Here is a 20,957-nt window from a genome sequence, read left to right as displayed (position 1 = left end):
GGACGCGCATCTCGAGGAGCCGCGCTCGAAGCGCGGGGAGGGTGGCTCAGTCGCTGAGGCCCTCGAAGAATTCCTTCATACGCGAAAAGAAGCCGGTGGATTGCGGCGAATTCTCGGACGAGGAGATTTCCTCGAATTCCTGTAGCAGCTCGCGCTGGCGGCGCGACAGGCTCTGCGGGGTCTCGATCGAGATCTGGATGAAGAGATCACCCATCTGCGTCGAGCGCAGGACCGGCATGCCCTTGCCCTTGACGCGGAACTGCTTGCCGAACTGCGTGCCTTCGGGAACCTTGACGCGCGTCTTGGCGCCGTCGAGCGTCGTCACCTCGAAGGAGCCGCCGAGCGCGGCCGTCGTCATGGAGATCGGCACCTTGCAGAAGAGGTCCGCCCCGTCGCGCTGGAAGAACTCGTGCGGCTTCACCGACAGGAAGATGTAGAGGTCGCCCGCCGGGCCGCCGCGCAGGCCCGCTTCGCCCTCGCCGGCGAGGCGAATGCGCGTGCCGTCCTCGATGCCGGCCGGGATGTTGACCGAAAGGTTGCGCTCTTCGGGCAGACGGCCTTCGCCGCCGCACTTGCCGCAGGGGTCGGCGATGATCTCGCCCCGGCCCTGACAGGTCGGGCAGGTGCGCTCGATGGAGAAGAAGCCCTGCGCCGCGCGCACCCGGCCGACGCCGCCGCAGGTCGGGCAGGCGCGCGGCGCGGTGCCGGCCTTGGCGCCCGAACCGTTGCAGACATCGCACTGGATCGTGGTGGGCACGCTGATCTCGGCGGTCTTGCCGAGATAGGCCTCTTCCAGCGAAATCTCCATGTTGTAGCGCAGGTCCGAGCCGCGCTCGCGCCCGCTCGAGCCGCCCTGGCGGCGGCCTTGGCCGCGCCCGCCCATCATCTCGCCGAAAATGTCGTCGAAAATATCGGCCATGGAGGAGGAGAAGTCGCCGCGGAACCCGCCGCCGCCACCCCCGTTCTGGAAGGCGGAGTGGCCGTAGCGATCGTAGGCGGAGCGCTTCTGCGGGTCTTTCAGAACCTCGTAGGCTTCGCCGATTTCCTTGAACTTCGCCTCGGCCACCGCATCGCCGGGATTCTTGTCCGGGTGATATTGCATGGCGAGCTTGCGGAACGCCGCCTTCAGGGTCTTGTCGTCGCAGGTTTTCGCGACGCCCAGCGTTTCGTAATAGTCGACCTTCACGGACACTGCTTCACCGTTCTCGCATCGAAAGGGGGCGGGACGTCCGGCCCTGTCGGAGGAGAAAAGGGCAAGCCGATCCCGGCGCGCGCAGCCTGTGCGCGCTCCGCATGTAAGCACTGGGCAAGGGCGTTACCATAGCCGCGCGATCCGAGAAAGGGAACTCGCGCGGGGAGCGTCCCTCCCGCCGTCGTGTCGCTCAGGCGTCAGGCCTTGGCGAGCCGCCCGTTCGACCCTTGCCTGCGCCGCCCGCCCGCGAGAAACCCGGCCAGCCACCCTTCCAGCCGATACTGCCAGACATAGGCCAGAAGGACGCTCGCCAGCATGGGAACGGCGAGAAAGGCGTGGAACGGGACCCAGCCGGTCGGCGCGACGACGCGCTTCCAGACGAGCGACAGGAACAGCGTCTCCATCACCGGATGCAGGAGATAGATGGCGAAGGACAGGCGCATCACCGGCATGATCGGGTCGAGAAAGCGGGTGGAATGCGGCCGGGCGCTTTCCGACAGGCCGACGAGCACGATCGCGGCGAAGAGGAGAACGAGCGTCGCGTGGACGTCGATCTCGGCGAGCATCGCGCCGACGGCGAGGCCGAGCGCGAGAAGGCCCGGAGCATGCGAGGTGACGTCGAGGACGCGGCGCGAAACGAGAAGCGCGGCGAGGCTCCCGGCCAGGAAGTCGGCCAGCGCGCGATAGGCGCCCATCGTGTCGGCCCCGGTCCAGTGGCCGCTCGGGAAGACGCCCTTCAGGCTGAGGACTTCGAGAAGCGCGACATAAAGAAGAAGCACGAGCGCGAGCCCGCTCGCCCCGGTCCGGCGCACCAGGAAGGGCACGAGCGGAAACAGGAGATAGCAGAAGATTTCCGCGCTGACCGACCAGGACGGGTAATTGAAGGACAGCGCGTCCGTCGTGCCCCAGGCGTGGATGCCCAGAAGCTGAAGCGGAAGATCGGCATAGTTCCAGCGCGGGGTATCGGTCAGCGACACGAACCCGGCCGAGCCGATCAGCGCGACGCAGACGAAGAAGCCGAGCGTGACGAGATGCAGCGGATACAGCCGCGCGATGCGCCGGCGCAGGAAGCCCGCATAGTCGGACAGGCTGGCGACCCGGTCGTGATAGCGGCCCATGATGACGAAGCCCGACATCATGAAGAACATGTCGAGAAGCGGCAGGAGGCGATGCAGGAAGCCCGTTTCCGTGTAGGCGGCCGCACCCGGCGCGAAATACAGGAAATGGTAGAGCATCACCAGAATGGCTGCGGCGAAGCGCCAGCAATCGAAAATGCGAAAATACATCGGCGCGCTTCTTCCGGACGGACCCGAATGCTGTGTGTCCGCTCTTTATAAGGCAGCTTGGGGAAGCCGACACGCCTCTCCTCGATTTACCCTTCATTAACCTTAAGGCGCCGGTGACGGCGGCCGGAAACGCCAAACGGCCCCGATCCGTGAGGATCGGGGCCGTTCTCATGCGGGGAGGGAAGAGGGATCAGGCCGACTTCTTGCGGCCGTCGTCCTGCACTTCCTCGAAGTCGGCGTCCACGACGTCATCGCGCTCGTCCTTGGCGCCCGTCGGCGCGCCGGTCGCGTCGGCTTCGCCCTGGCTCGCCTCGTACATGGCCTGGCCGAGCTTCATCGAGACCTCGCCGAGCTTCTCGCTCTTGGCCTTGATCGCGTCGGCATCGGCGTCCGACTTGTCGAGCTCGGCGCGCAGTTCGGCGATCGCGTCCTCGATGGCCTGACGATCAGCGGCCGAGACCTTGTCGCCGTAGTCCTTGAGGGACTTCTCGGCCGAGTGAACGAGGCTCTCGCCATGGTTCTTGGCCTCGACGGCGGCGCGGCGCTTCTTGTCGGCGTCGGCGTTGGCCTCGGCTTCCTTGACCATCTTCTCGATGTCGGAATCCGACAGACCGCCCGAAGCCTGGATCGTGATCCGCTGCTCCTTGTTGGTGCCCTTGTCCTTGGCCGACACGTTGACGATGCCGTTGGCGTCGATGTCGAAGGTCACTTCGATCTGCGGCACGCCGCGCGGGGCCGGCGGAATGCCCTCGAGGTTGAAGCGGCCGAGCGACTTGTTGTCGGCCGCCATCTCGCGCTCGCCCTGGTAGACCTGGATGGTCACGGCGTTCTGGCCGTCCTCGGCGGTCGAGAAGACCTGGCTCTTCTTGGTCGGGATCGTCGTGTTGCGGTCGATGAGGCGCGTGAACACGCCGCCCAGCGTCTCGATGCCGAGCGAAAGCGGGGTCACGTCGAGAAGGAGAACGTCCTTCACGTCGCCCTGGAGAACGCCGGCCTGGATCGCCGCGCCCATGGCGACGACTTCGTCCGGGTTGACGCCCTTGTGCGGCTCCTTGCCGAAGAAGGCCTTCACGACTTCCTGGACCTTGGGCATGCGCGTCATGCCGCCGACGAGAACGACCTCGTCGATATCGCCCTGGCTGAGGCCGGCATCCTTGAGGGCGGCCTTCATCGGGCCGACCGTGCGCTGCACGAGGTCATCCACCAGCGCCTCGAACTTCGAGCGCGTCAGCTTCAAGGTCAGGTGCTTCGGGCCGGTCGCGTCCGCCGTGATGAAGGGCAGGTTGATCTCGGTCTGCGAAGCCGACGAAAGCTCGATCTTGGCCTTTTCGGCCGCTTCCTTCAGGCGCTGAAGAGCGAGCTTGTCGTTCTTCAGGTCGATGCCCTGGTCCTTCTTGAACTCGGCCGCGAGGTAGTCGACGAGGCGCATGTCGAAGTCTTCGCCGCCAAGGAACGTGTCGCCGTTGGTGGACTTCACCTCGAACACGCCGTCGCCGATCTCGAGCACGGACACGTCGAACGTGCCGCCGCCAAGGTCATAGACCGCGATCGTCTTGCCGTCGTTCTTCTCGAGGCCGTAGGCGAGGGCGGCCGCCGTCGGCTCGTTGATGATGCGCAGGACGTCGAGACCGGCGATGCGGCCGGCGTCCTTGGTCGCCTGACGCTGGGCGTCGTTGAAATAGGCGGGAACCGTGATGACGGCCTTCTCGACCTTCTCGCCGAGATAGGCTTCCGCGGTTTCCTTCATCTTCTGAAGGATCATGGCCGAGACCTGGCTCGGCGAATATTTCTCGCCATGCGCCTCGACCCAGGCGTCGCCGTTGGAGGCGTTGACGATCTTGTAGGGGACGAGGCCCTTGTCCTTGGCCACGGTCGGATCGTCGTAGCGACGGCCGATCAGGCGCTTCACCGCGAAGAGGGTGTTCTCGGGATTCGTGACCGCCTGGCGCTTGGCCGGCTGGCCGACCAGACGCTCGCCATCGCTCGTGAAGGCGACGATCGAGGGTGTCGTGCGCGCGCCTTCGGCGTTCTCGATCACCTTCGCGGTCTTGCCGTCCATCACGGAGACGCAGCTGTTGGTCGTGCCAAGGTCGATACCGATCACCTTCGCCATGTTCTTTTCTCCTTGTTGAGCGTGCAGCCCGGACCCCCGTTCGAGGCATTCCGAAAGGCGGCACCTAGCGGATTCGTCGTGTCGCCGAGGGGTGGGGATGAACCCGCCCGGCGAGGCTGGAGGCTATATATGAATGGGTTTCGAAGCGTGCAAGACGCCGTTTGGGTGCGTCGCCGGGCGCAAAGCCCTTTCGATCGCGCGCCTGCTTACTTAGCCGGCTATGGGAAAAGCCATCCTCCGTCGAGCACCTTTAGGAACTGCCTCCGAGTCCGCTCGGTTGGCTCCTCACGAAGGCTGCGGGACGCATTGCCGCAGCGGGAGCGAACGCGGAAGGGAACGAGGACCCATGCACAACATCATCTACCTGATCGGCCTCATCGTGGTCGTCTTGGCGATCCTGTCGTTTCTCGGTCTGCGATAGGAGGGCGTATCCATGTCATCGACTTATGACCAAACCGGCGCAGGGCGCCTGAACGAAGACCGTCGGACGCTGAACGAGACCGTCGGCCGCGAGGCGGACGCCGCCAAGGCCGAGGCGTCCAAGGCCTCCGACAATCTGCGCGACGGCGCGTCCAGGCTGATGGACGACGCCAAGAGCAAGGTTCGCGAGGGCGCGGAAGAGGGCAAGGCGCGGGCCGCCAGCAGCCTCGACGATTTCACCGCAGCGATCCGCAAGGCATCCGACGAACTCGGCGAGCGCGACCAGTCCATGGCCGCCGGCCTCGTGCGTCAGGCCGCCGAAGGCCTCGAACAGGCGTCCGGGGCCCTGAAGGGGCGGGACCTCAGGGAAATGACCCATTCGGTCGCCGACTTCGCACGTCGCCAGCCGACCGCCTTCCTGATCGGCGCGGCGCTCGCCGGCGTCGCGATCGGCCGCTTCGCCCGCGCGTCGAGCGATCATTCCGACGGCGCGCGCCTGCGCGAGGTGATGCCGAGCAGCAGCCACGGCTCGTCGCATGAGCGCGATCATCGCGCGGGCGCCGGTTCCTACGGTTCGCGCGAGTTCACCTCGCGGGAGCGCGAGGACGTGCGCACCGGAATGCCGGCTGCGTCCTCCGGCTCGTCTTACCCGTCCTCGACGTCGCCCTCCGCGACGCCGCCGCGTTCGGCCGATCCGCTCGGCGCCGGCGCGCCGGATGCGGGCCTCCTGTCCGGCGGCACGCGGGCCGGCACGGGCGCTTCGTCCACCACCACGACGACGCCCTCCACCACCACGACGCCGTCCGTCGGCACGCCCGGCGTGTCCGGTTCCACGAACACACAGGGCCTGACCGGCCGCCCCTATAGCGAAGGAGACAAGCGATGAGCGTCGAGCCGCGCGATTCCCGCAGCGTTCCCGATCTTCTCTCCGACATCCTGCGCGAGGCGACGGAGCTGTTCCGCACCGAGGGCCGGCTCATCCGGGCCGAGCTCTCGGACAAGTTCGCGCAGATCCAGCTCGCCGGCGGCTCGCTGGTGGCGGGCGCGATCTGCCTTCTCGTGTCGCTCATCGTGCTGGCCGGCGCGCTGGTGACGGCGCTCGCCAAGTTCATGGACCCGGCCTGGGCCGCGCTTCTCGTCGGCGTCATCGTCGCCGTGGTCGGCGTCGTGCTTCTGGGCGCGGGCAAGAAGAGCATGGAGGCGGTCAACCTCGCGCCCAAGCGCACGCTGGACCAGCTTCAAAAGGACGGCCAACTCGCCAAGGAGCAGACCCGATGAGCACCGAGACCGACCGTCTGGCCCGCGAGGCCGAAGAACGCCGCTCCAATCTCGACGCCACGCTGGATAGTCTCAAGGGCAAGCTTTCGCCCGGCCAGATGGTGGACGAGCTGATGACCTATGCCCGCCAGGGGCAGGGCGGCGAGATGCTCCACAATCTCAACCGGCAGGTGCGCGACAATCCGCTGGCGCTCGGCCTGATCGGCGCAGGCGCCGCCTGGCTCCTGCTCGGGCAGGGCGCGCGCGGCTCCTCCGCTTCGTCCCGCTCCTATTCGGGCTCCCTCGATGATGGCGACCGCCATCGCGTCGGCTACGCCCTCAGCGAAGCCGACGAGCGCCAGGGCATGTCGGGCGAAAGCTACGGCTCGCGGGCCCGCTCGGCCGTCTCCGGCGCCGGCCACAGCGTCGGCTCGGCGGCGTCCAGCGTCGGCTCCTCCGCGTCGGACGCGGCCGGGCGCGTGTCGGGCGCCTTGTCGGGTGCGGCGAGTGCGGTGTCGGATACGGCCTCCTCGGTCGCCGACAGCGCCAACCGCCTCACCCATGACGCGCGCGATGCCGCCTACCGGGCCGGCGAAGCGGGCTATCGCAGCGTCTCCCATGCCGGCGAGCGTGTGAGCGACTACGGCCGGCGCGCCCAGCGCTCCTTCCTCGACACGCTGCAGGAAGAGCCGCTGATTCTCGGTGCCGTGGCGCTCGCCGTCGGCGCGGCGATCGGCGCGGCGCTGCCCTCGACCCGCGTCGAGGACGAGCTGATGGGCGAAACGCGCGATCGTCTGCGCGACGAGGCGCTCGACCAGGGTCGCGGCCTTGCCGAAAAGGCGAGCGACGCCGCCGCCAAGGCCTACGAGGCCGGCAGCGCGGAAGCCGAGAACAAGGGCCTGAAGCCGTCGGGCAACGAGGGCGAGACGCTGGCCGGCAAGGTCTCCTCCGTCGCGCATGCGGCGGCGGACGCCGCCCGCGACGAGCTGAAGGGCGACGGCACCAAGGGCGACGCATCGAAGGGCGACACGACCCGGACCTCGTCCTACGGCGCCTGACCGCTCCGCAGACAGAGCTGACCAAAGAGAAAGGCCGGGGCAGCGATGCCCCGGCCTTTCTCGTTCGACGTCTCAGAGCCTGTTTGACAACTCGCCGGCGGAGGGCCGGCGAGGGAATTTTCGTCCCTGCAAGGCGCTAAACGCAGTCGATGCCGGCGGCATCGGCGAGGATTAGCAACGAAGCAGGGGCGAAAAGGACCCGCCGGGCCGACCCGGTCGGGTTGTCAAACAGGCTCTTGCCTCTCGCGGCGTCTCAATTGCCGAAGAGATCGCGGAACAGGGAGCGGTCGCCCGCGCGCCCGCCGGGGGCCGGCCCTTCCAGAACGGCGTCCGGCGGCAGGTCCTGCGGGCGCACCACGCGGGCCGGGCCTTCCAGCACCGCATCCGGCGGCAGGTCGCCGCGCCGCACGGTGCGCGGCGGGCCGATCGGCGCGGGCGGGCGCATATGGGCCGGCTCGCCATATTCGGGCGGCGCGCCGCCATAGCGATCGTCGCCATAGGGGTCCAAGGGCTCGGCGTCGTCATAGGGGTCGAGCCCCTGCGGCGCTTCCTCGTAGCGGTCGCGGCCATAGGGGTCGGGCTGCACGACCATGGGCGGCTGGCGGCTGGCATAGCCGCGATCCTCGCCGCCGAGGCCCTGGCCGCCGTCCGAAGGCTGCCGCCGATCCGCGGGAGCCTCGCGATAGTTCGGCGTTTCGCGGTAGCGCGGCATGTCGCGAACGGCGGGCGTCGGCTCGCGCGCGGCGACGGGCGCGTCGGAATAGGTGCCCTCCGGCCCCGGTCCCGGCGCGGGCTGGCCCTGCGGCGCGCCGGCCACGGGCTCGCCCGGCACGGTCTGCCCATAAGGGTCGGTGTTGCCGGCCGGCAGTTCGGTGTTCTCGTAGACGGGGTTGCCGCCCGCGTCATAGCCGATGATCGCGCCGTTCTGCTGCGCGCCCGCCACCGGAATGTTGGCGGGATCGCCGATCCGGTAATGGCCCGGCAGCGGTACGGCGGGCAGGCCCTCGTGCGCGGCGACCATGAAGTCCTTCCAGGCGTCGGCCGGCAGCGAGCCGCCCGTCACCTGCCGCATCGGCTTGCCATTGTCGTTGCCGAGCCAGACGCCGGTGGTGAGGTTCGACGTGTAGCCGACGAACCAGGCGTCCTTGAAGTCCTGCGTCGTGCCGCTCTTGCCGGCGATCTGCCAGCCGGGGAAGGCGGCGCGCCGGCCGGTGCCCGAGGTGACGACGCGCGTCAGCATGGCGTTCATCATTCCGACGACGTCCGGCCCGACGATGACGGGCGGCACCGCGTCGTCGCGCTCGTAGAGCACCTTGCCGGACGCGGTGGTGACGCGGTTCACGAGATGGGGCGTCGCCAGATAGCCGCCATTGGCGAAGGGCGCGTAGGCGCCGGTCAGTTCCAGAAGCGAGACCTCCGACGTGCCGAGGCCGAGCGTGGCATTGTCCACCAGCGGCGACTGGATGCCCATGCGCTTGGCCGTCGCGATCACCGTCTGCGGCCCGAGATCGTTGGTGAACTTGGCGGCCACCGTGTTCAGGGATTTCGCCACGGCATCGGCCACGCTGACCTCGCCGCGAAACTTGTTGTCGTAGTTGGAGGGCGTCCAGTTGCCGATGCGAACCGGCCCGTCGTCGACGATGCTCTCCGGCCGGAATCCGTGTTCCAGCGCGGTCTCGTAGACGAAGGGCTTGAAGGCCGAACCCGGCTGCCGCTTGGCGTCCACCGCGCGGTTGAACTGGGAGCTGGCATAGTCGCGCCCGCCGACGATGGCGCGAATGGCGCCCGTGCCGTCCACCGAAACGAGCGCGCCCTGCGTGACGTTCTGGTTGGCGCGGTCGATCGTCTTGGCGATGGCCTGTTCGGCCTTCTTTTCCAGATTGAGGTCGATCGTGGTCTGCACCACGACGTCTTCCTTGATCTCGCCGCCGACGAGCAGCGGCAGGTCGCGCATCACCATGTCGGCGGCGTAATGCTGCGCGCCGGTCCAGTAGCTCTTGGCCTTGGTCGGCTTGGAGGCCTTGGCGGCGTCGGCCTCGGCCTTGGTGATCATGCCCTCGTCCACCATGGACTGGAGCACGACCTCGGCGCGGGCGCGCGCGGCCTGTGGATCGCGCGCCGGCGACAGGCGCGAGGGCGCCTTGAGAAGGCCGGCGAGCGTGGCGGATTCGATCAGATTGAGCTGGTCGGCATCCTTGTCGAAATAGCGCCGCGCCGCGGCCTGGATGCCGGTCGCGCCCGAGCCGAAATAGACCCGGTTCAGGTACATTTCCAGGATCTGGTCCTTGGTGAACTTGTGCTCCAGCCAGAGCGCCAGGATCGCTTCCTGGATCTTGCGCTGGAGCGTCTGGTCGGGCGTCAGGAAGATGTTCTTGGCGAGCTGCTGGGTCAGCGTCGAGCCGCCCTGCACCGTGTCGCCCGCCGCCATGTTCTGCGAGAAGGCGCGCAGGATGCCGATCGGATCGACGCCGTAATGCGAATAGAAGCGCCGGTCCTCGATCGCCGTCACGGCCTGGGGCACATAGGGGCTGATGCGGTCGAGCGCGACCGCCTCACCGCCCGTCGTGCCCCGGTCGGCCAGAAGCTCGCCCGAGACCGAGACGATCTTGACGTTGGGCGGCCGGGCCGGAATGGCCCAGGCTTCCTGCGGCAGCTTGATCGCGAAATAGCCGACCACGGCAAGGCCCGCGAGCCCGCCCCAGAAGGCGAGAAGGAAGCAGAGGCGCACCATGTGGCCGAGAAAGGAGCGGCGCTTGCGCGGCCGACGGCCGAAGAAGCCGCCCGTCCCGCCGCCGCGCCCCGAACCATTGCCGCCACCGCCACCGTCGCGGCCCCCGCGCCCGCCGCTGCCGAGGTCGCGCGAGTTGGGCTCGCGGCGCGCGGCGCGGCCGTCGATGTCGCGGTTTCCCCGCGCGTTGGAGCGGCGATCGTTGGCGACACTCACGGCACGGTCGTCGGCGGACACGCGGATCTCGCTCTCGTCCGGTTCGGCGTCGCCGCCGCCGAAGGTCGGCTCGATCCGCTCGTTCTTGCGCCAGGCCGCCATCCGCACCCCTCTTGTATCGATTCCGCCGCGCCGCGGCCCTCTTCGCCCCTCTGCGAGGTCGGACGACCTTCACATGGCACGGACCGCCTGAACCCCGCCTGAACCCTCGGCTCGGCAGGGCATTCGGCGTGGAATCGAGGGCGGGCGCGTTGGACGAACGCATGTCCAGCCTAAATGCGGCGATTTAACGGGGCGTTAAGGAAGACTGCCGGGGCGTAAACGCAGCTCCGCTCTTCCCCCACGCGCCGGCCGGCAACGAAAAAGGCCCCGGTCGTGCCGGGGCCTTCGAACGATGGAGCGACGCTCGGCTCTTAGAACAGGTCGAGCGAGAAGCGGTGCGACAGGCCGATGCCGGCGAAGAACTGGTCTTCCGAGCCGACCTTGACGATCGGCGAATCCTTGGCGTCGCCGACCATGCGGTCATAGGCGGCGTTGGCGTTGATGAACCAGTTGGGGCGGAACTCGTAGCGGGCCGAGCCGCGCACGCCGACGGTCTTGAAGCCGCCATCGGCCTCGTAGGCCGAAAGGCGACCGCGCGAGGCGAGGCTCTCGATCGGCGTCACCGAGAAATAGGTGCTCATGTAGTTGTTGTCGGCAAAGCTCGTGGTGGGGCCGAGCTTCAGCTCCCAGGCCTGCGTCGGGCGCGAGATGAAATCGACGCCGGCATTGCCGACGAACCCGTCCGCCTCGCCGAAGGCGTAGCGCGCTTCGCCGTAGATCTCGGCGTTGAACGTCTCGTAGATCGGGAACTCGTAGCCGGCGCGAAGGCCGAGCTGGTAGGTCTCGTCGAGCGCGCGGGTGCCGCTGAGTTCGGGATAGTCGGCGGCGTTGCGCTTGTCGATGAAGCGGAAGGACGGCGCCAGCCTGAAGCCGCCGCGCGACTCCTCGGGCGAGCCGATCTCGAACAGGCCCGGCAGGTTCAGATATTGCAGCGAGACGATCGGGAAACCGGAGACGATATAGTTGTTCGCGCCCTCATAGGCGGGCTGCGTGGACACGCCCGCGCCCAGCTCGATGATGAGGTCGGCATTGTTGGCGACGGCGACAGCGGTCGTGTCGGGCGTGCCGTAGTCGGCCGCCAGGGCGCTCGAGGCGAACAGGCCGAGCGTGGTGGCGAGAAGAGCGGAAGCGAGGCGCTGAAACACGAAAGGGAACTCCGGCTGCGGATCGATCCGCCTTGCCCCTATTGTCGTCTCGGCGGCTCCGCTTTCAACCGACTTGGCGCTTCACGGTCGATTCCGTGCAACAGTCGTGACCCCGAAGACACAATCCTTCGGGGGTAACGATTCCGTGTGCCAGGCGCCGGCCTCTTGCCCTCCCGCCGGCCCGGTTCATGCTGCGCAGCCGGAAGCCCGGGTCGGGGAGGCTCGGGGCAGGGGAGACATCATGAAAGCTCAAGTCGTCGTCGCGGCCCTCGTCGCGGCTGCCTTCGTGTCCGCGCCGGCCAAGGCGCAGGACTTCCCGACCAAACCCGTCACGCTCGTCGTGCCCTTCGCGGCAGGCGGCTCGACCGATCTCGTGGCGCGCACCGTGGCGCAGGCCATGAGCACGCATCTCGGCCAGCAGGTTCTCGTCGACAACAAGGGCGGCGCGGGCGGCAATCTCGGCGCGAGCTTCGTCGCCAAGGCCGCGCCCGACGGCTACACGATCCTGATGGGCACGATCGCGACCCACGCGCTGTCGGCCTCGCTCTATGCCAAGCCGCCCTTCGATCCGGTGAAGGACTTCACGCCCGTCGCCTGGCTCGTCACGGTGCCGAACGTCCTCACCGTCAACAAGGACTATCCGGCCAAGGACGTGAAGGAGCTGATCGCGCGGCTGAAGGAGAAGCCGGGCGAGGAGCTGTATTCGTCGTCCGGCAACGGCACGCCGCTGCATCTTTCGGGCGAGCTGTTCAAGACCATGGCGGGCGTCGACATGGTCCACGTGCCCTATCAGGGCTCCGGCCCGGCGCTGGTGGACGCGATCTCGGGCGCGGTGCCGATCAATTTCGACAATCTGCCCTCGTCCACCGAGCATATCCGCGCCGGCACGCTGCGCGCGCTCGCCGTCACCACCAAGACCCGCGCCCCGAACTTCCCGGACATTCCGACCATGGAAGAGGCGGGCGTTCCCGGCTACGAGACCAACACCTGGAACGCGCTCTTCGCGCCCGCCGGCACGCCGCCGGAGGTCGTCGCCAAGCTCAACGAAGCGGCCAACGCGGCCCTGAAGGACGAGACCGTGGCCAAGCGTCTGGTGGAGGTCGGCGCGACGGAAGTCGGCGGCTCGCCCGAAAAGCTCGCCGAGCACGTCAAGACCGAGATCGCCCGCTGGAAGCCGGTGATCGAAGCGTCCGGCGCGCGGATCGAGTAAGGCCCGTTCTCGAAGCGGCTGGGCGGCGATTCGGCGCCGCCCAGCCTGGCCAAGGGAACACACATGACGGTCACGCTCCACGGCATCCGCAATTGCGACACGGTGAAGAAGGCGCGCCTTTGGCTGGAGGCCGAAGGGGTCGACTACGCCTTTCACGACTTCAAGACGGACGGCGTGAGCGAGGCGCAGCTTGAAGACTGGTGCGACCGGGTGGGGTGGGAAAAGCTCCTCAACCGCGCTGGCACGACCTTCCGCAAGCTGCCGGAAGCCGAGCGGACGGACCTGTCGCGCGAGAAGGCGATCGCCTTGATGAAGGCGCAGCCCTCGATGATCAAGCGCCCCGTCTTGCAGCGCGGCGAGGATATTCTCGTCGGCTTCAAGCCGGAGGACTACGCCCGGTTCTTCGGCTGAACCGGGCGCGTGGGCGCCGGGGTTACGCGGCGCCCTTCTTTTCGCCGAGCGCCGCCAGCACCCGCGCCCAGGAGCGCTGGCCCTTGGCGAAGGAGCTCATCTCGTATTTCTCGTTGGGCGAATGGATGCGGTCGTCGCCGAGGCCGAAGCCGATCAGCAGCGAGGGCATGCCGAGGCGGCGCTTGAACTCGCCGACCACCGGGATCGAGCCGCCCATGCCGATCATCACGGCGGGCTTCGGCCATTCGGCCGAGAGCGCTTCGCGCGCGGTGCGCAGAACCGGCGAATCGAAGGGCAGCTGGATCGCTGGCGAGCCGCCATGCTCGTGGAACTCGGCCGTGCAATCCGCCGGCAGGCGCTCCCTCACGAAGGCGCGGAAGCTCTCGCGGATCTTGGCCGGGTCCTGATCGAAGACGAGGCGGAAGGAGACCTTGGCATGGGCCTCGGCCGCGATCACGGTCTTGAAGCCCTTGCCGGTATAGCCGCCCTCGATGCCGTTGACCTCCGCCGTGGGGCGCGACCACGTCTGCTCCAGAACCGAGCGGCCCTTTTCGCCCGAGGGAACCGACAGGCCGACCGAGCCGAGGAACTCCTTCTCGGAGAAAGGCAGTGTCGCCCAGGAGGCGCGGACCTCCTCGGGCAGTTCCGGCACGCCGTTATAGAAGCCCGGCAGCGTCACGCGCCCGTCCGCGTCGTGGAGATCGGCCAGGATCCTGGCGAGCACATGGATCGGGTTGGCCGCCGCGCCGCCGAAATAGCCCGAATGGAGGTCCATGGAGGCCGCTCGGATCGTCAGCTGCTCGCCCACGAGACCGCGCAGGCCGGTCGAGATCGCCGGCGTTTCGCGGTCCCACATATTGGTGTCGCAGATGAGCGCGACATCGGCCGAGAGTTCCTCGCGGTTGGCGTCGAGGAAGGGCAGGAGCGAGGGCGAACCGGACTCTTCCTCGCCCTCGAGGAAGATCGTGACGCTGACCGGCAGCGAGCCCGTCTCGGCGATGAAGGCGCGGCAGGCCTCCACGAAGGTCATCAGCTGGCCCTTGTCGTCCGCCGTGCCGCGCCCGGTGAGGCGCTCGCTGCCGTCCGGCATGGTGACGCGCCGGGGGTCGAACGGGTCGTTGTCCCAGAGCGGCAGCGGATCGACCGGCTGCACGTCGTAATGGCCGTAGAAGAGAACATGGGGCGCGCCGTCGGGCCCCTTGCGATGGGCGACCACCATCGGGTGGCCGGCCGTGTCGCGCACGGAGGCGTCGAAGCCGATCGCCGCCAGATCCTTCTGGAGCCATTCGGCGGCGCGCCGGCAGTCGCTCGCATAGGCCGGGTCGGTGGAGATCGAGGGAATGCGCAGGAGATCGAACAGGCGATCCACCGAGCGGTCGAGATTGAGATCGAGACAGGAGAGAACGCTGTCGAGACCGGCCATGAGGCCCTCCGCTGATCGTGACGGCGCGTCGCGCCGCCGGGATCGGACGGGCATAGCCTCTCGCGAGGTCGGACGCAAAGCGCCGTGAAACGGCAGATGAGGCGGAAGCGAGGAAAGGTCGGGTCGCCCCGAAACAGAAGAAGAGCCGTCGCGGACTGGAGGGGGGTTGTCGCGACGGCTCCTTCTGATAGAGCGGGGTCCCGAGAGGGGGGATAGGGACGGTCCGCTCTCTGTTCGGCTCAAAAGCGGGGGACGAGCTTTGGGGCCGAAAGCGGCGCTGTCGTGCGCCGTTGTTGATAAAATGCGCTTTCCACCTTTTACGTTCAAGGCCGTTCGATCACGAAGCCGTGATCGCGCGATTAAACATTTGTAATTGTTTCGCCCTCGTGGATGCCGCGCGTGTGAAACCCGGCGCTCAAGGGTTTTGGCGGCGCAGACGCGTCCGATGGACAGGCCGCGCGGCGCGCGATACCACCCTTGTCATGCAAAAGGGCGATCACCTCTTCCTCGTCGACGGTTCGGCTTACATCTTCCGGGCCTATCATGCGCTGCCGCCGCTGACGCGCAAGTCCGACGGGCTGCCCGTCGGCGCCGTGTCGGGGTTCTGCAACATGTTGTGGAAGCTGGTGGAGGAATCGCGCGACACCTCGGTCGGCGTCTGCCCGACTCATTTCGCCGTCATCTTCGACCATTCCTCGACGACGTTCCGCAACGCGCTCTACGATCGCTACAAGGCGAACCGGCCGGCGCCGCCCGAAGACCTGCGCCCGCAATTCTCGGTCATCCGCGACGCGGTGCGCGCCTTCGACCTGCCCTGCGTCGAAAAGGAAGGCTACGAGGCGGACGACCTGATCGCGACCTATACGCGCCTTGCGCTGGAAGCGGGCGGCGACGTCACGATCGTCTCCTCCGACAAGGACCTGATGCAGCTCGTCGGGCCGGGGGTCATCCTCTACGACCAGATGAAGGACAAGCGCCTCGGCCGCGAGGAGGTGCGCGAGAAGTTCGGCGTCTATCCCGAGAAGATGATCGATCTTCAGGCGCTGGTCGGCGACACGTCGGACAACGTGCCGGGCGTGCCTGGCATCGGCCCGAAGACCGCCGCCGAGCTTCTGGAGACCTTCGGCACGCTGGAAGCGCTGCTGGAGCGCGCGGGCGAGATCAAACAGGCCAAGCGCCGCGAGAACATTCTCGCCCATGCCGATCAGGCGCGCCTGTCGAAGCAGCTCGTGACGCTCGACCAGAATACGCCGCTCGACGTGGCCCTCGACGATCTCTTCATCCACGAGCCGGACGGCGAAAAGCTCGTCGCCTTCCTGAAGGCGATGGAGTTCACGACCCTGACGCGGCGCGTCGCGGCCAAGCTCGGCACGGAAGCGGGCGACGTCGCGCCGGCGACGATCAAGGTGGCGGACGCGCCGCGCGGCCCCGATCTCGATGCGGGCGGCGCGCCCGCGCCGGCCGGCGAGGGCGGTGCCTCGTTGGAGCTGACGCCCGCCGCGCTGGCTGCCGCGCGCCTGTCGGAAGCCTCATCCACCCCGGTGGATCGCTCGCGCTACGAGACGATCCGCGACGAGGCGCGTCTGGAGGCCTGGATCGCCCGGGCCTACGAGACCGGCCATCTCGCCTTCGACACCGAAACCAATTCGCTCGACGCGATGCGCGCGGACCTCGTGGGGCTCAGCTTCGCGGTGGCGCCGGGCGAGGCGGCCTATGTGCCGATCGCGCATGTCGGGGAAGGGAGCGGCGATCTTCTGTCCGGCGGCGAGGCGGCGACGAGCGTCGGCGTTCAGCTGCCGCTCGGGCGCGTGCTCGACCTCCTGAAGCCGGTGCTCACCGACCCCTCGATCCTGAAGATCGGCCAGAACACCAAATACGATTATCTCGTCATGCTTCGGCACGGCATCGACATCGCCCCGATGGACGACACGATGCTGATCTCCTACGCGCTCGACGCCTCGTCCTCGCTCGAAGGGCACGGCATGGACGAATTGTCCGAGCGCTTCCTCGGCCACAAGCCGATCAGCTACAAGGAGCTATGTGGCACCGGAAAGGGCGCCAAGCCCATCGCCGCCTGCCCGATCGACAAGGTGACCGAATACGCCGCCGAGGATGCGGACGTGACGCTGCGGCTGTGGCGCGTGTTGAAGCCGCGCCTCGCGGCCGAGGGCATGAGCTCCGTCTACGAGCGGCTGGAGCGCCCGCTGGTTCCCGTGCTGGCCCGCATGGAAGAGCGCGGCATCCGCGCCGACCGGCAGATCCTCTCGCGTCTCTCGGGCCGCTTTGCGCAGAAGGCGGCGGGGCTGGAGGCCGACATCCACATTCTCGCCGGCGAGCCCTTCAATGTCGGCAGCCCCAAGCAGCTCGGCGAGGTGCTCTTCGGCAAGCTCGGCCTGCCCGGCGGCAAGAAGACCAAGACTGGCCAATGGGCGACCGACGCGCGCCTCCTGGAAGACCTCGCCGCCCAAGGCCACGAGCTGCCGCGCCGCATCGTGGACTGGCGCCAGATCACCAAGCTCAAGGGCACCTATACGGACGCGCTGCCGACCTACATGGACGAGAACGAGCGCATCCACACGTCCTATTCCATGGCCTCGACCACGACGGGGCGCCTGTCCTCCTCGGAGCCGAACCTTCAGAACATTCCCGTGCGCACGCAGGAAGGGCGCGAAATCCGCACCGCCTTCGTCGCCCCCGATGGGCACAAGCTTCTCTCTGCCGACTACTCGCAGATCGAGCTTCGCCTCCTCGCCCACATGGCCGACATTCCGCAGCTGACGGAGGCCTTCCGGGAGGGGCAGGACATTCACGCCACCACGGCGTCCGAGATGTTCGGCGTGCCGGTGGAGGGCATGCCCTCCGAGGTTCGGCGGCGCGCCAAGGCCATCAATTTCGGCATCGTCTACGGCATCTCGGCTTTCGGCCTCGCAGCCCAGCTCTCGATCCCGCAGGGCGAGGCGGCCTCCTATATCAAGCGCTATTTCGAGCGCTTCCCCGGCATCCGGGATTACATGGACCGCGTGAAGGCCTTCGCGAAGGAGGCCGGCTATGTCGAGACGCTGTTCGGCCGGCGCGCGCATTATCCCGACATCCGCTCCTCCAACCCGCAGGTGCGCGCGGCCGTCGAGCGCGCCGCCATCAACGCGCCGATCCAGGGCTCGGCCGCCGACATCATCCGCCGCGCCATGGTGCGCATGGAAGATGCGTTGAAGGCCGAGCGCCTGTCGGCGCGCATGCTCCTGCAAGTGCATGACGAACTCGTCTTCGAAGTGCCCGACGAGGAGGTGGAGGCGACGATCCCGGTGGTGCGCCGCGTCATGGAAGGCGCGGCCGAGCCGGTGGTGGATCTCGCCGTTCCGCTCGTCGTGGACGCGCGCGCCGCGGCCAATTGGGACGAGGCCCATTGACCTCCCGTTGCGCCCGCGACCGCGCAGCGACATAACGGCACAAGCGGTTCGAAAGCCCTGTCCCGTCGGCCGGATGGGAACCGGCCGCCCTTGAATCTGTTAGGTGTCGCGATATCACATCGAGCGCGCTCGGTATCGCAGCGTGCAAGGATAAGGCATGCATCGACCGGACACGGACACCCTGGCCTCGGGAATGCCCGATGGAATGACGACCGCGGCGCTTGCGAAGCTGCCCTTGGCGCTCGTCTTGACCAACCCGCATCTGCCGGACAACCCGATCATCTACGCCAATCAGGCCTTCGCGCGCATTTCCCGCTACACGGTGGAGGCCGTGGTCGGGCGCAATTGCCGCTTCCTGCAGGGGCCGGACACCGATCCGAACACGGTTCGCCGGATCGGCGAGGCCCTGCGCAAGGAAGAGGACATCAGCGTCGATCTCCTGAACTACCGCGCCGACGGCACGTCCTTCGTGAACCAGCTGATGATCACGCCGCTCTACGATGCCAGCGGCCAGCTTCAGTGCTTTCTCGGCGTCCAGCGCGACCTGTCCCAGGGGCAGGAGGCCAATGCGGCGGAGGTCGATCTGGGGCCGACGCGGGCCGACGCCTCGCTCGGCGAGATCCAGCACCGGGTGAAGAACCACCTCGCGATGATCATCGGCATGATCCGGATGCAGTCGCGCGTGCACACGAGCGGCGAGGCCTTCGACACGCTGGCGCGCCGCATCGAGAGCCTGCAGCTCCTGTATCAGGAAATGACCGAGGCGGGGGTCGGCTCGACCCGCTCCAAGCGCATTCCGCTCGGCGCCTATATCAGCCGCATCGCGTCCACGATCGGCTATCTCGACGGCCGCCGCTCGGTGCGCGTGAACGTGGATTGCGACGCGATCGACATCGACGTGGAGCGCGCCGCGCGCGTCGGCCTCCTGTTTTCGGAGCTTCTGACCAACGCCCTGAAACACGCCTTCAAGGGGCGGGACGAGGGGCTGGTCGAGGCGCGTCTGAAAATGCTCTCCTCCGGCCTGATCCGCCTCACCGTGACCGACGACGGCGTCGGCCTGCCGCCCAGCGTGAACTGGCCCTATGGCGAGAACGAGAAGCCCGGCAGCCTGCAGCGCGTCGGCGACGCGGTGGCCCTGTCGGACGATGGCGGCGTGGCGCGCGAAGTGGCCTCGAGCCTGGCGGAAGCGAGCGGCGGCCAGCTGGCGCCCAAGCCGACGGATGTCGAGGAGGTGCCCGACGAGGCCGATCAGGGTGGCGGGCTCGGCGGTCGAATCGTGGTATCCCTCGTGCGCGGGCTCGATGCCCGAATCGATGTGAGTTCGCGCACGAGCGGCACCACCGTGACCGTCGACATCCCAGGGGAGATCCCGTCCTGACTTCGACCGCCCCTTCCATCCTCGCCGACGATCGCCTGATCGTCGGTCTCGATCTCTCCGGCCGCGCCGAGGCCGAACGGCTGATCGAAACGCTCGGCGACACCGTTTCCTTCTACAAGATCGGCTACCAGCTCGGCTTTTCGGGCGGCCTGCCCCTGGCGGGCGAGCTGGTGCGCATGGGCAAGAAGGTCTTCCTGGACCTCAAGCTCAACGACATCGCCAACACGGTGGAAAAGGGCGTCGAGGCCATCGCCGCGATCGGCGTGACGATGACCACCGTCCATGCCTATCCGCAGGTCATGCGGGCCGCCGCGCGGGGCGCGAAGGGCTCCTCGCTCTGCGTCCTCGGCGTCACGGTCATGACCTCGCTGACGCAGGACGACCTGCGCGAAGCCGGCATCGAAATTCCCCTCGAAGACTTGGTGGCGCGGCGCACGGTCCAGGCGCGCGAGGCGGGTCTCGGCGGCATCGTCGCGTCGGCGGCCGAAGCGCGGGTGATCCGCGCCATCACCGGGCCGGACATGGCCGTGGTGACGCCCGGCATCCGCCCGGCCGGGGCGGACGCCGGAGATCAGAAGCGCGTCGTGACGCCGGCCGACGCCCTGCGCGCGGGCGCCTCGCATCTCGTGGTGGCCCGTCCCATCGTCGCCGCCCCCGATCCGCTCGCCGCCGCGCAGGCCATCCTTTCGGACATGCGCGGCGTCTGACGCCGGGTTCGGGCGGCGCGTTCACCCCTCAAGGAGGAGCCAGACCATGCCGAAAGCCTATTGGATCGCCCATGTGGATGTGAGCGACCCGGAACGCTACCAGGACTATGTCTCGACCGCCGCGCCCGCGATGCAGCGCCACGGCGCGAAGTTCCTGGCGCGGGGCGGGCCGTTTCAGCCGATGGAAGGTCAGGCCCGCGCCCGCAACGTCGTGATCGAGTTCCCCTCCATGGACGAGGCGCTCGCCTGCTACAACTCGGCCGAATATCAGGCCGCCAAGGCGATCCGCGAGACCGTGTCCTCGGCCGAAATCCTGATCGTCGAGGGGATGGGGGATTGAACCCCTTCCCCGCGCCGCCGCTGCGGCTGCGCGGGATGGCGCCCGGCGACGGGCCGGCTCTGGCCCGCATCGAGGTCGAGGCATGGCGCGACCCCGCCGACGGCGCGCCGCGCTCGCCCGCCGAGCTGACGCCCTTTCTCCTGCGGCACGAGGTCTTCGTGGCGCAGGATGCGGCGGGGCGGGTCAACGGCTTTGCCGCCGCCGCGCCCTTGTCCAGCCTCGTCGCCGAGACGGACGGGGAGGGGGCCGAGGGCTGTTTCTGGATCGGGGCGCTGCGCGTCGATCCCTCCTCGGACGCGGAGGAGGTCGCCGGAGCGCTGCTCGGCGCGGTCGCGGAGCGGGCCGGCTGGTTCTTCTGCCGCGCGCTGGCGATCAGCCTTCCTTGCGCGAAAGCGGAAGCCGCGCCATTCTTTAGGCGGAAAAGGTTTCTCGTGGTCGAGCCCGACGGGTGGACGCCAGCCCTGCGCAAGCGCTTCGAGGCGGAATGTCCGCCGGACGTCTCGCCTGAGGCACGCTGCGTCCTCGTTCGCTGGCTTTAGAAGGGCCAGGGAACGAGCACGCAAG

16 protein-coding genes are annotated in these 20,957 nt (G+C 68.1%); 10 read left to right on the top strand and 6 right to left on the bottom strand.

Annotated features, from left to right (window positions below; all coding sequences use genetic code 11):
* Positions 1 to 46 precede the first annotated feature (46 nt).
* The 3 genes from dnaJ to dnaK form a co-directional block, all read right to left on the bottom strand.
* Positions 47 to 1,186 carry a molecular chaperone DnaJ gene (gene dnaJ, locus B146_RS0108515; protein WP_026358456.1) on the bottom strand — a complete coding sequence of 380 codons (1,140 nt, stop codon included), beginning with the start codon at positions 1,184 to 1,186 and terminating at the stop codon, positions 47 to 49.
* A 203-nt stretch (positions 1,187 to 1,389) separates the two neighbouring features.
* A complete protein-coding gene (locus B146_RS0108510; protein ID WP_019996009.1) occupies positions 1,390 to 2,478 on the bottom strand; it encodes an acyltransferase family protein in 1,089 nt (362 codons plus the stop codon).
* A gap of 190 nt (positions 2,479 to 2,668) precedes the next feature.
* The gene (dnaK, locus tag B146_RS0108505; RefSeq protein ID WP_019996008.1) at positions 2,669 to 4,591 is read right to left on the bottom strand and encodes a molecular chaperone DnaK; all 1,923 of its coding nucleotides are present in this window, start codon (positions 4,589 to 4,591) and stop codon (positions 2,669 to 2,671) included.
* A gap of 433 nt (positions 4,592 to 5,024) precedes the next feature.
* Here dnaK and B146_RS27665 point away from each other — a divergent pair, with 433 nt between their 5' ends.
* The 3 genes from B146_RS27665 to B146_RS0108490 are packed head-to-tail and all read left to right on the top strand — an operon-like array spanning position 5,025 to position 7,326.
* Complete coding sequence (locus B146_RS27665) at positions 5,025 to 5,897, top strand: hypothetical protein (RefSeq protein WP_019996007.1); 873 nt, start codon at positions 5,025 to 5,027, stop codon at positions 5,895 to 5,897.
* Positions 5,894 to 6,289, top strand: coding sequence for a phage holin family protein (locus B146_RS0108495; RefSeq protein ID WP_019996006.1), 396 nt, complete (start codon positions 5,894 to 5,896; stop codon positions 6,287 to 6,289). The genes B146_RS27665 and B146_RS0108495 overlap by 4 nt, the downstream gene beginning before the upstream one ends.
* On the top strand, positions 6,286 to 7,326 hold the full coding sequence (locus B146_RS0108490) for a DUF3618 domain-containing protein (protein WP_019996005.1): 1,041 nt from the start codon (positions 6,286 to 6,288) through the stop codon (positions 7,324 to 7,326). The genes B146_RS0108495 and B146_RS0108490 overlap by 4 nt, the downstream gene beginning before the upstream one ends.
* Positions 7,327 to 7,579: 253 nt before the next feature.
* Here the strand turns inward: B146_RS0108490 and B146_RS25485 are convergent, their stop codons facing one another.
* Entirely contained in the window at positions 7,580 to 10,372 is a 2,793-nt protein-coding gene (locus B146_RS25485; RefSeq protein ID WP_019996004.1) for a transglycosylase domain-containing protein, read from the bottom strand.
* Between the two features lie 311 nt (positions 10,373 to 10,683).
* Complete coding sequence (locus tag B146_RS0108480; protein ID WP_019996003.1) at positions 10,684 to 11,517, bottom strand: MipA/OmpV family protein; 834 nt, start codon at positions 11,515 to 11,517, stop codon at positions 10,684 to 10,686.
* 241 nt (positions 11,518 to 11,758) lie between these two features.
* Here B146_RS0108480 and B146_RS0108475 point away from each other — a divergent pair, with 241 nt between their 5' ends.
* Positions 11,759 to 12,727, top strand: coding sequence for a Bug family tripartite tricarboxylate transporter substrate binding protein (locus B146_RS0108475; protein ID WP_019996002.1), 969 nt, complete (start codon positions 11,759 to 11,761; stop codon positions 12,725 to 12,727).
* Positions 12,728 to 12,790: 63 nt separating this feature from the next.
* Positions 12,791 to 13,138 carry an ArsC family reductase gene (locus B146_RS0108470; protein ID WP_019996001.1) on the top strand — a complete coding sequence of 116 codons (348 nt, stop codon included), beginning with the start codon at positions 12,791 to 12,793 and terminating at the stop codon, positions 13,136 to 13,138.
* 22 nt (positions 13,139 to 13,160) lie between these two features.
* Here B146_RS0108470 and B146_RS0108465 read toward each other — a convergent pair whose 3' ends face one another.
* Positions 13,161 to 14,561 carry a dipeptidase gene (locus B146_RS0108465; RefSeq protein WP_019996000.1) on the bottom strand — a complete coding sequence of 467 codons (1,401 nt, stop codon included), beginning with the start codon at positions 14,559 to 14,561 and terminating at the stop codon, positions 13,161 to 13,163.
* A gap of 482 nt (positions 14,562 to 15,043) precedes the next feature.
* Between B146_RS0108465 and polA the strand changes: the two genes are divergently transcribed.
* The 5 genes from polA (at position 15,044) to B146_RS0108440 (ending at position 20,932) form a co-directional block, all read left to right on the top strand.
* Positions 15,044 to 17,968, top strand: coding sequence for a DNA polymerase I (gene polA, locus B146_RS0108460; RefSeq protein WP_019995999.1), 2,925 nt, complete (start codon positions 15,044 to 15,046; stop codon positions 17,966 to 17,968).
* A 157-nt stretch (positions 17,969 to 18,125) separates the two neighbouring features.
* Positions 18,126 to 19,346 (top strand): PAS domain-containing protein, encoded by a 1,221-nt coding sequence (locus B146_RS0108455; protein ID WP_019995998.1) that lies wholly within the window; start codon positions 18,126 to 18,128, stop codon positions 19,344 to 19,346.
* A 17-nt stretch (positions 19,347 to 19,363) separates the two neighbouring features.
* On the top strand, positions 19,364 to 20,053 hold the full coding sequence (pyrF, locus tag B146_RS0108450; protein WP_026358496.1) for an orotidine-5'-phosphate decarboxylase: 690 nt from the start codon (positions 19,364 to 19,366) through the stop codon (positions 20,051 to 20,053).
* 46 nt (positions 20,054 to 20,099) lie between these two features.
* Positions 20,100 to 20,393 (top strand): DUF1330 domain-containing protein, encoded by a 294-nt coding sequence (locus B146_RS0108445; RefSeq protein ID WP_019995996.1) that lies wholly within the window; start codon positions 20,100 to 20,102, stop codon positions 20,391 to 20,393.
* Positions 20,390 to 20,932 carry a hypothetical protein gene (locus tag B146_RS0108440; protein ID WP_019995995.1) on the top strand — a complete coding sequence of 181 codons (543 nt, stop codon included), beginning with the start codon at positions 20,390 to 20,392 and terminating at the stop codon, positions 20,930 to 20,932. Before B146_RS0108445 ends, B146_RS0108440 begins: the two co-directional genes overlap by 4 nt.
* Positions 20,933 to 20,957 lie beyond the last annotated feature (25 nt).

The sequence above is a fragment of the Aureimonas ureilytica DSM 18598 = NBRC 106430 genome, from assembly GCF_000382705.1.
GTDB lineage: Bacteria > Pseudomonadota > Alphaproteobacteria > Rhizobiales > Rhizobiaceae > Aureimonas > Aureimonas ureilytica.
The sequence above is the reverse complement of the archived record's forward strand: the minus strand, read 5'-3'. Positions and strand labels throughout refer to the sequence as shown.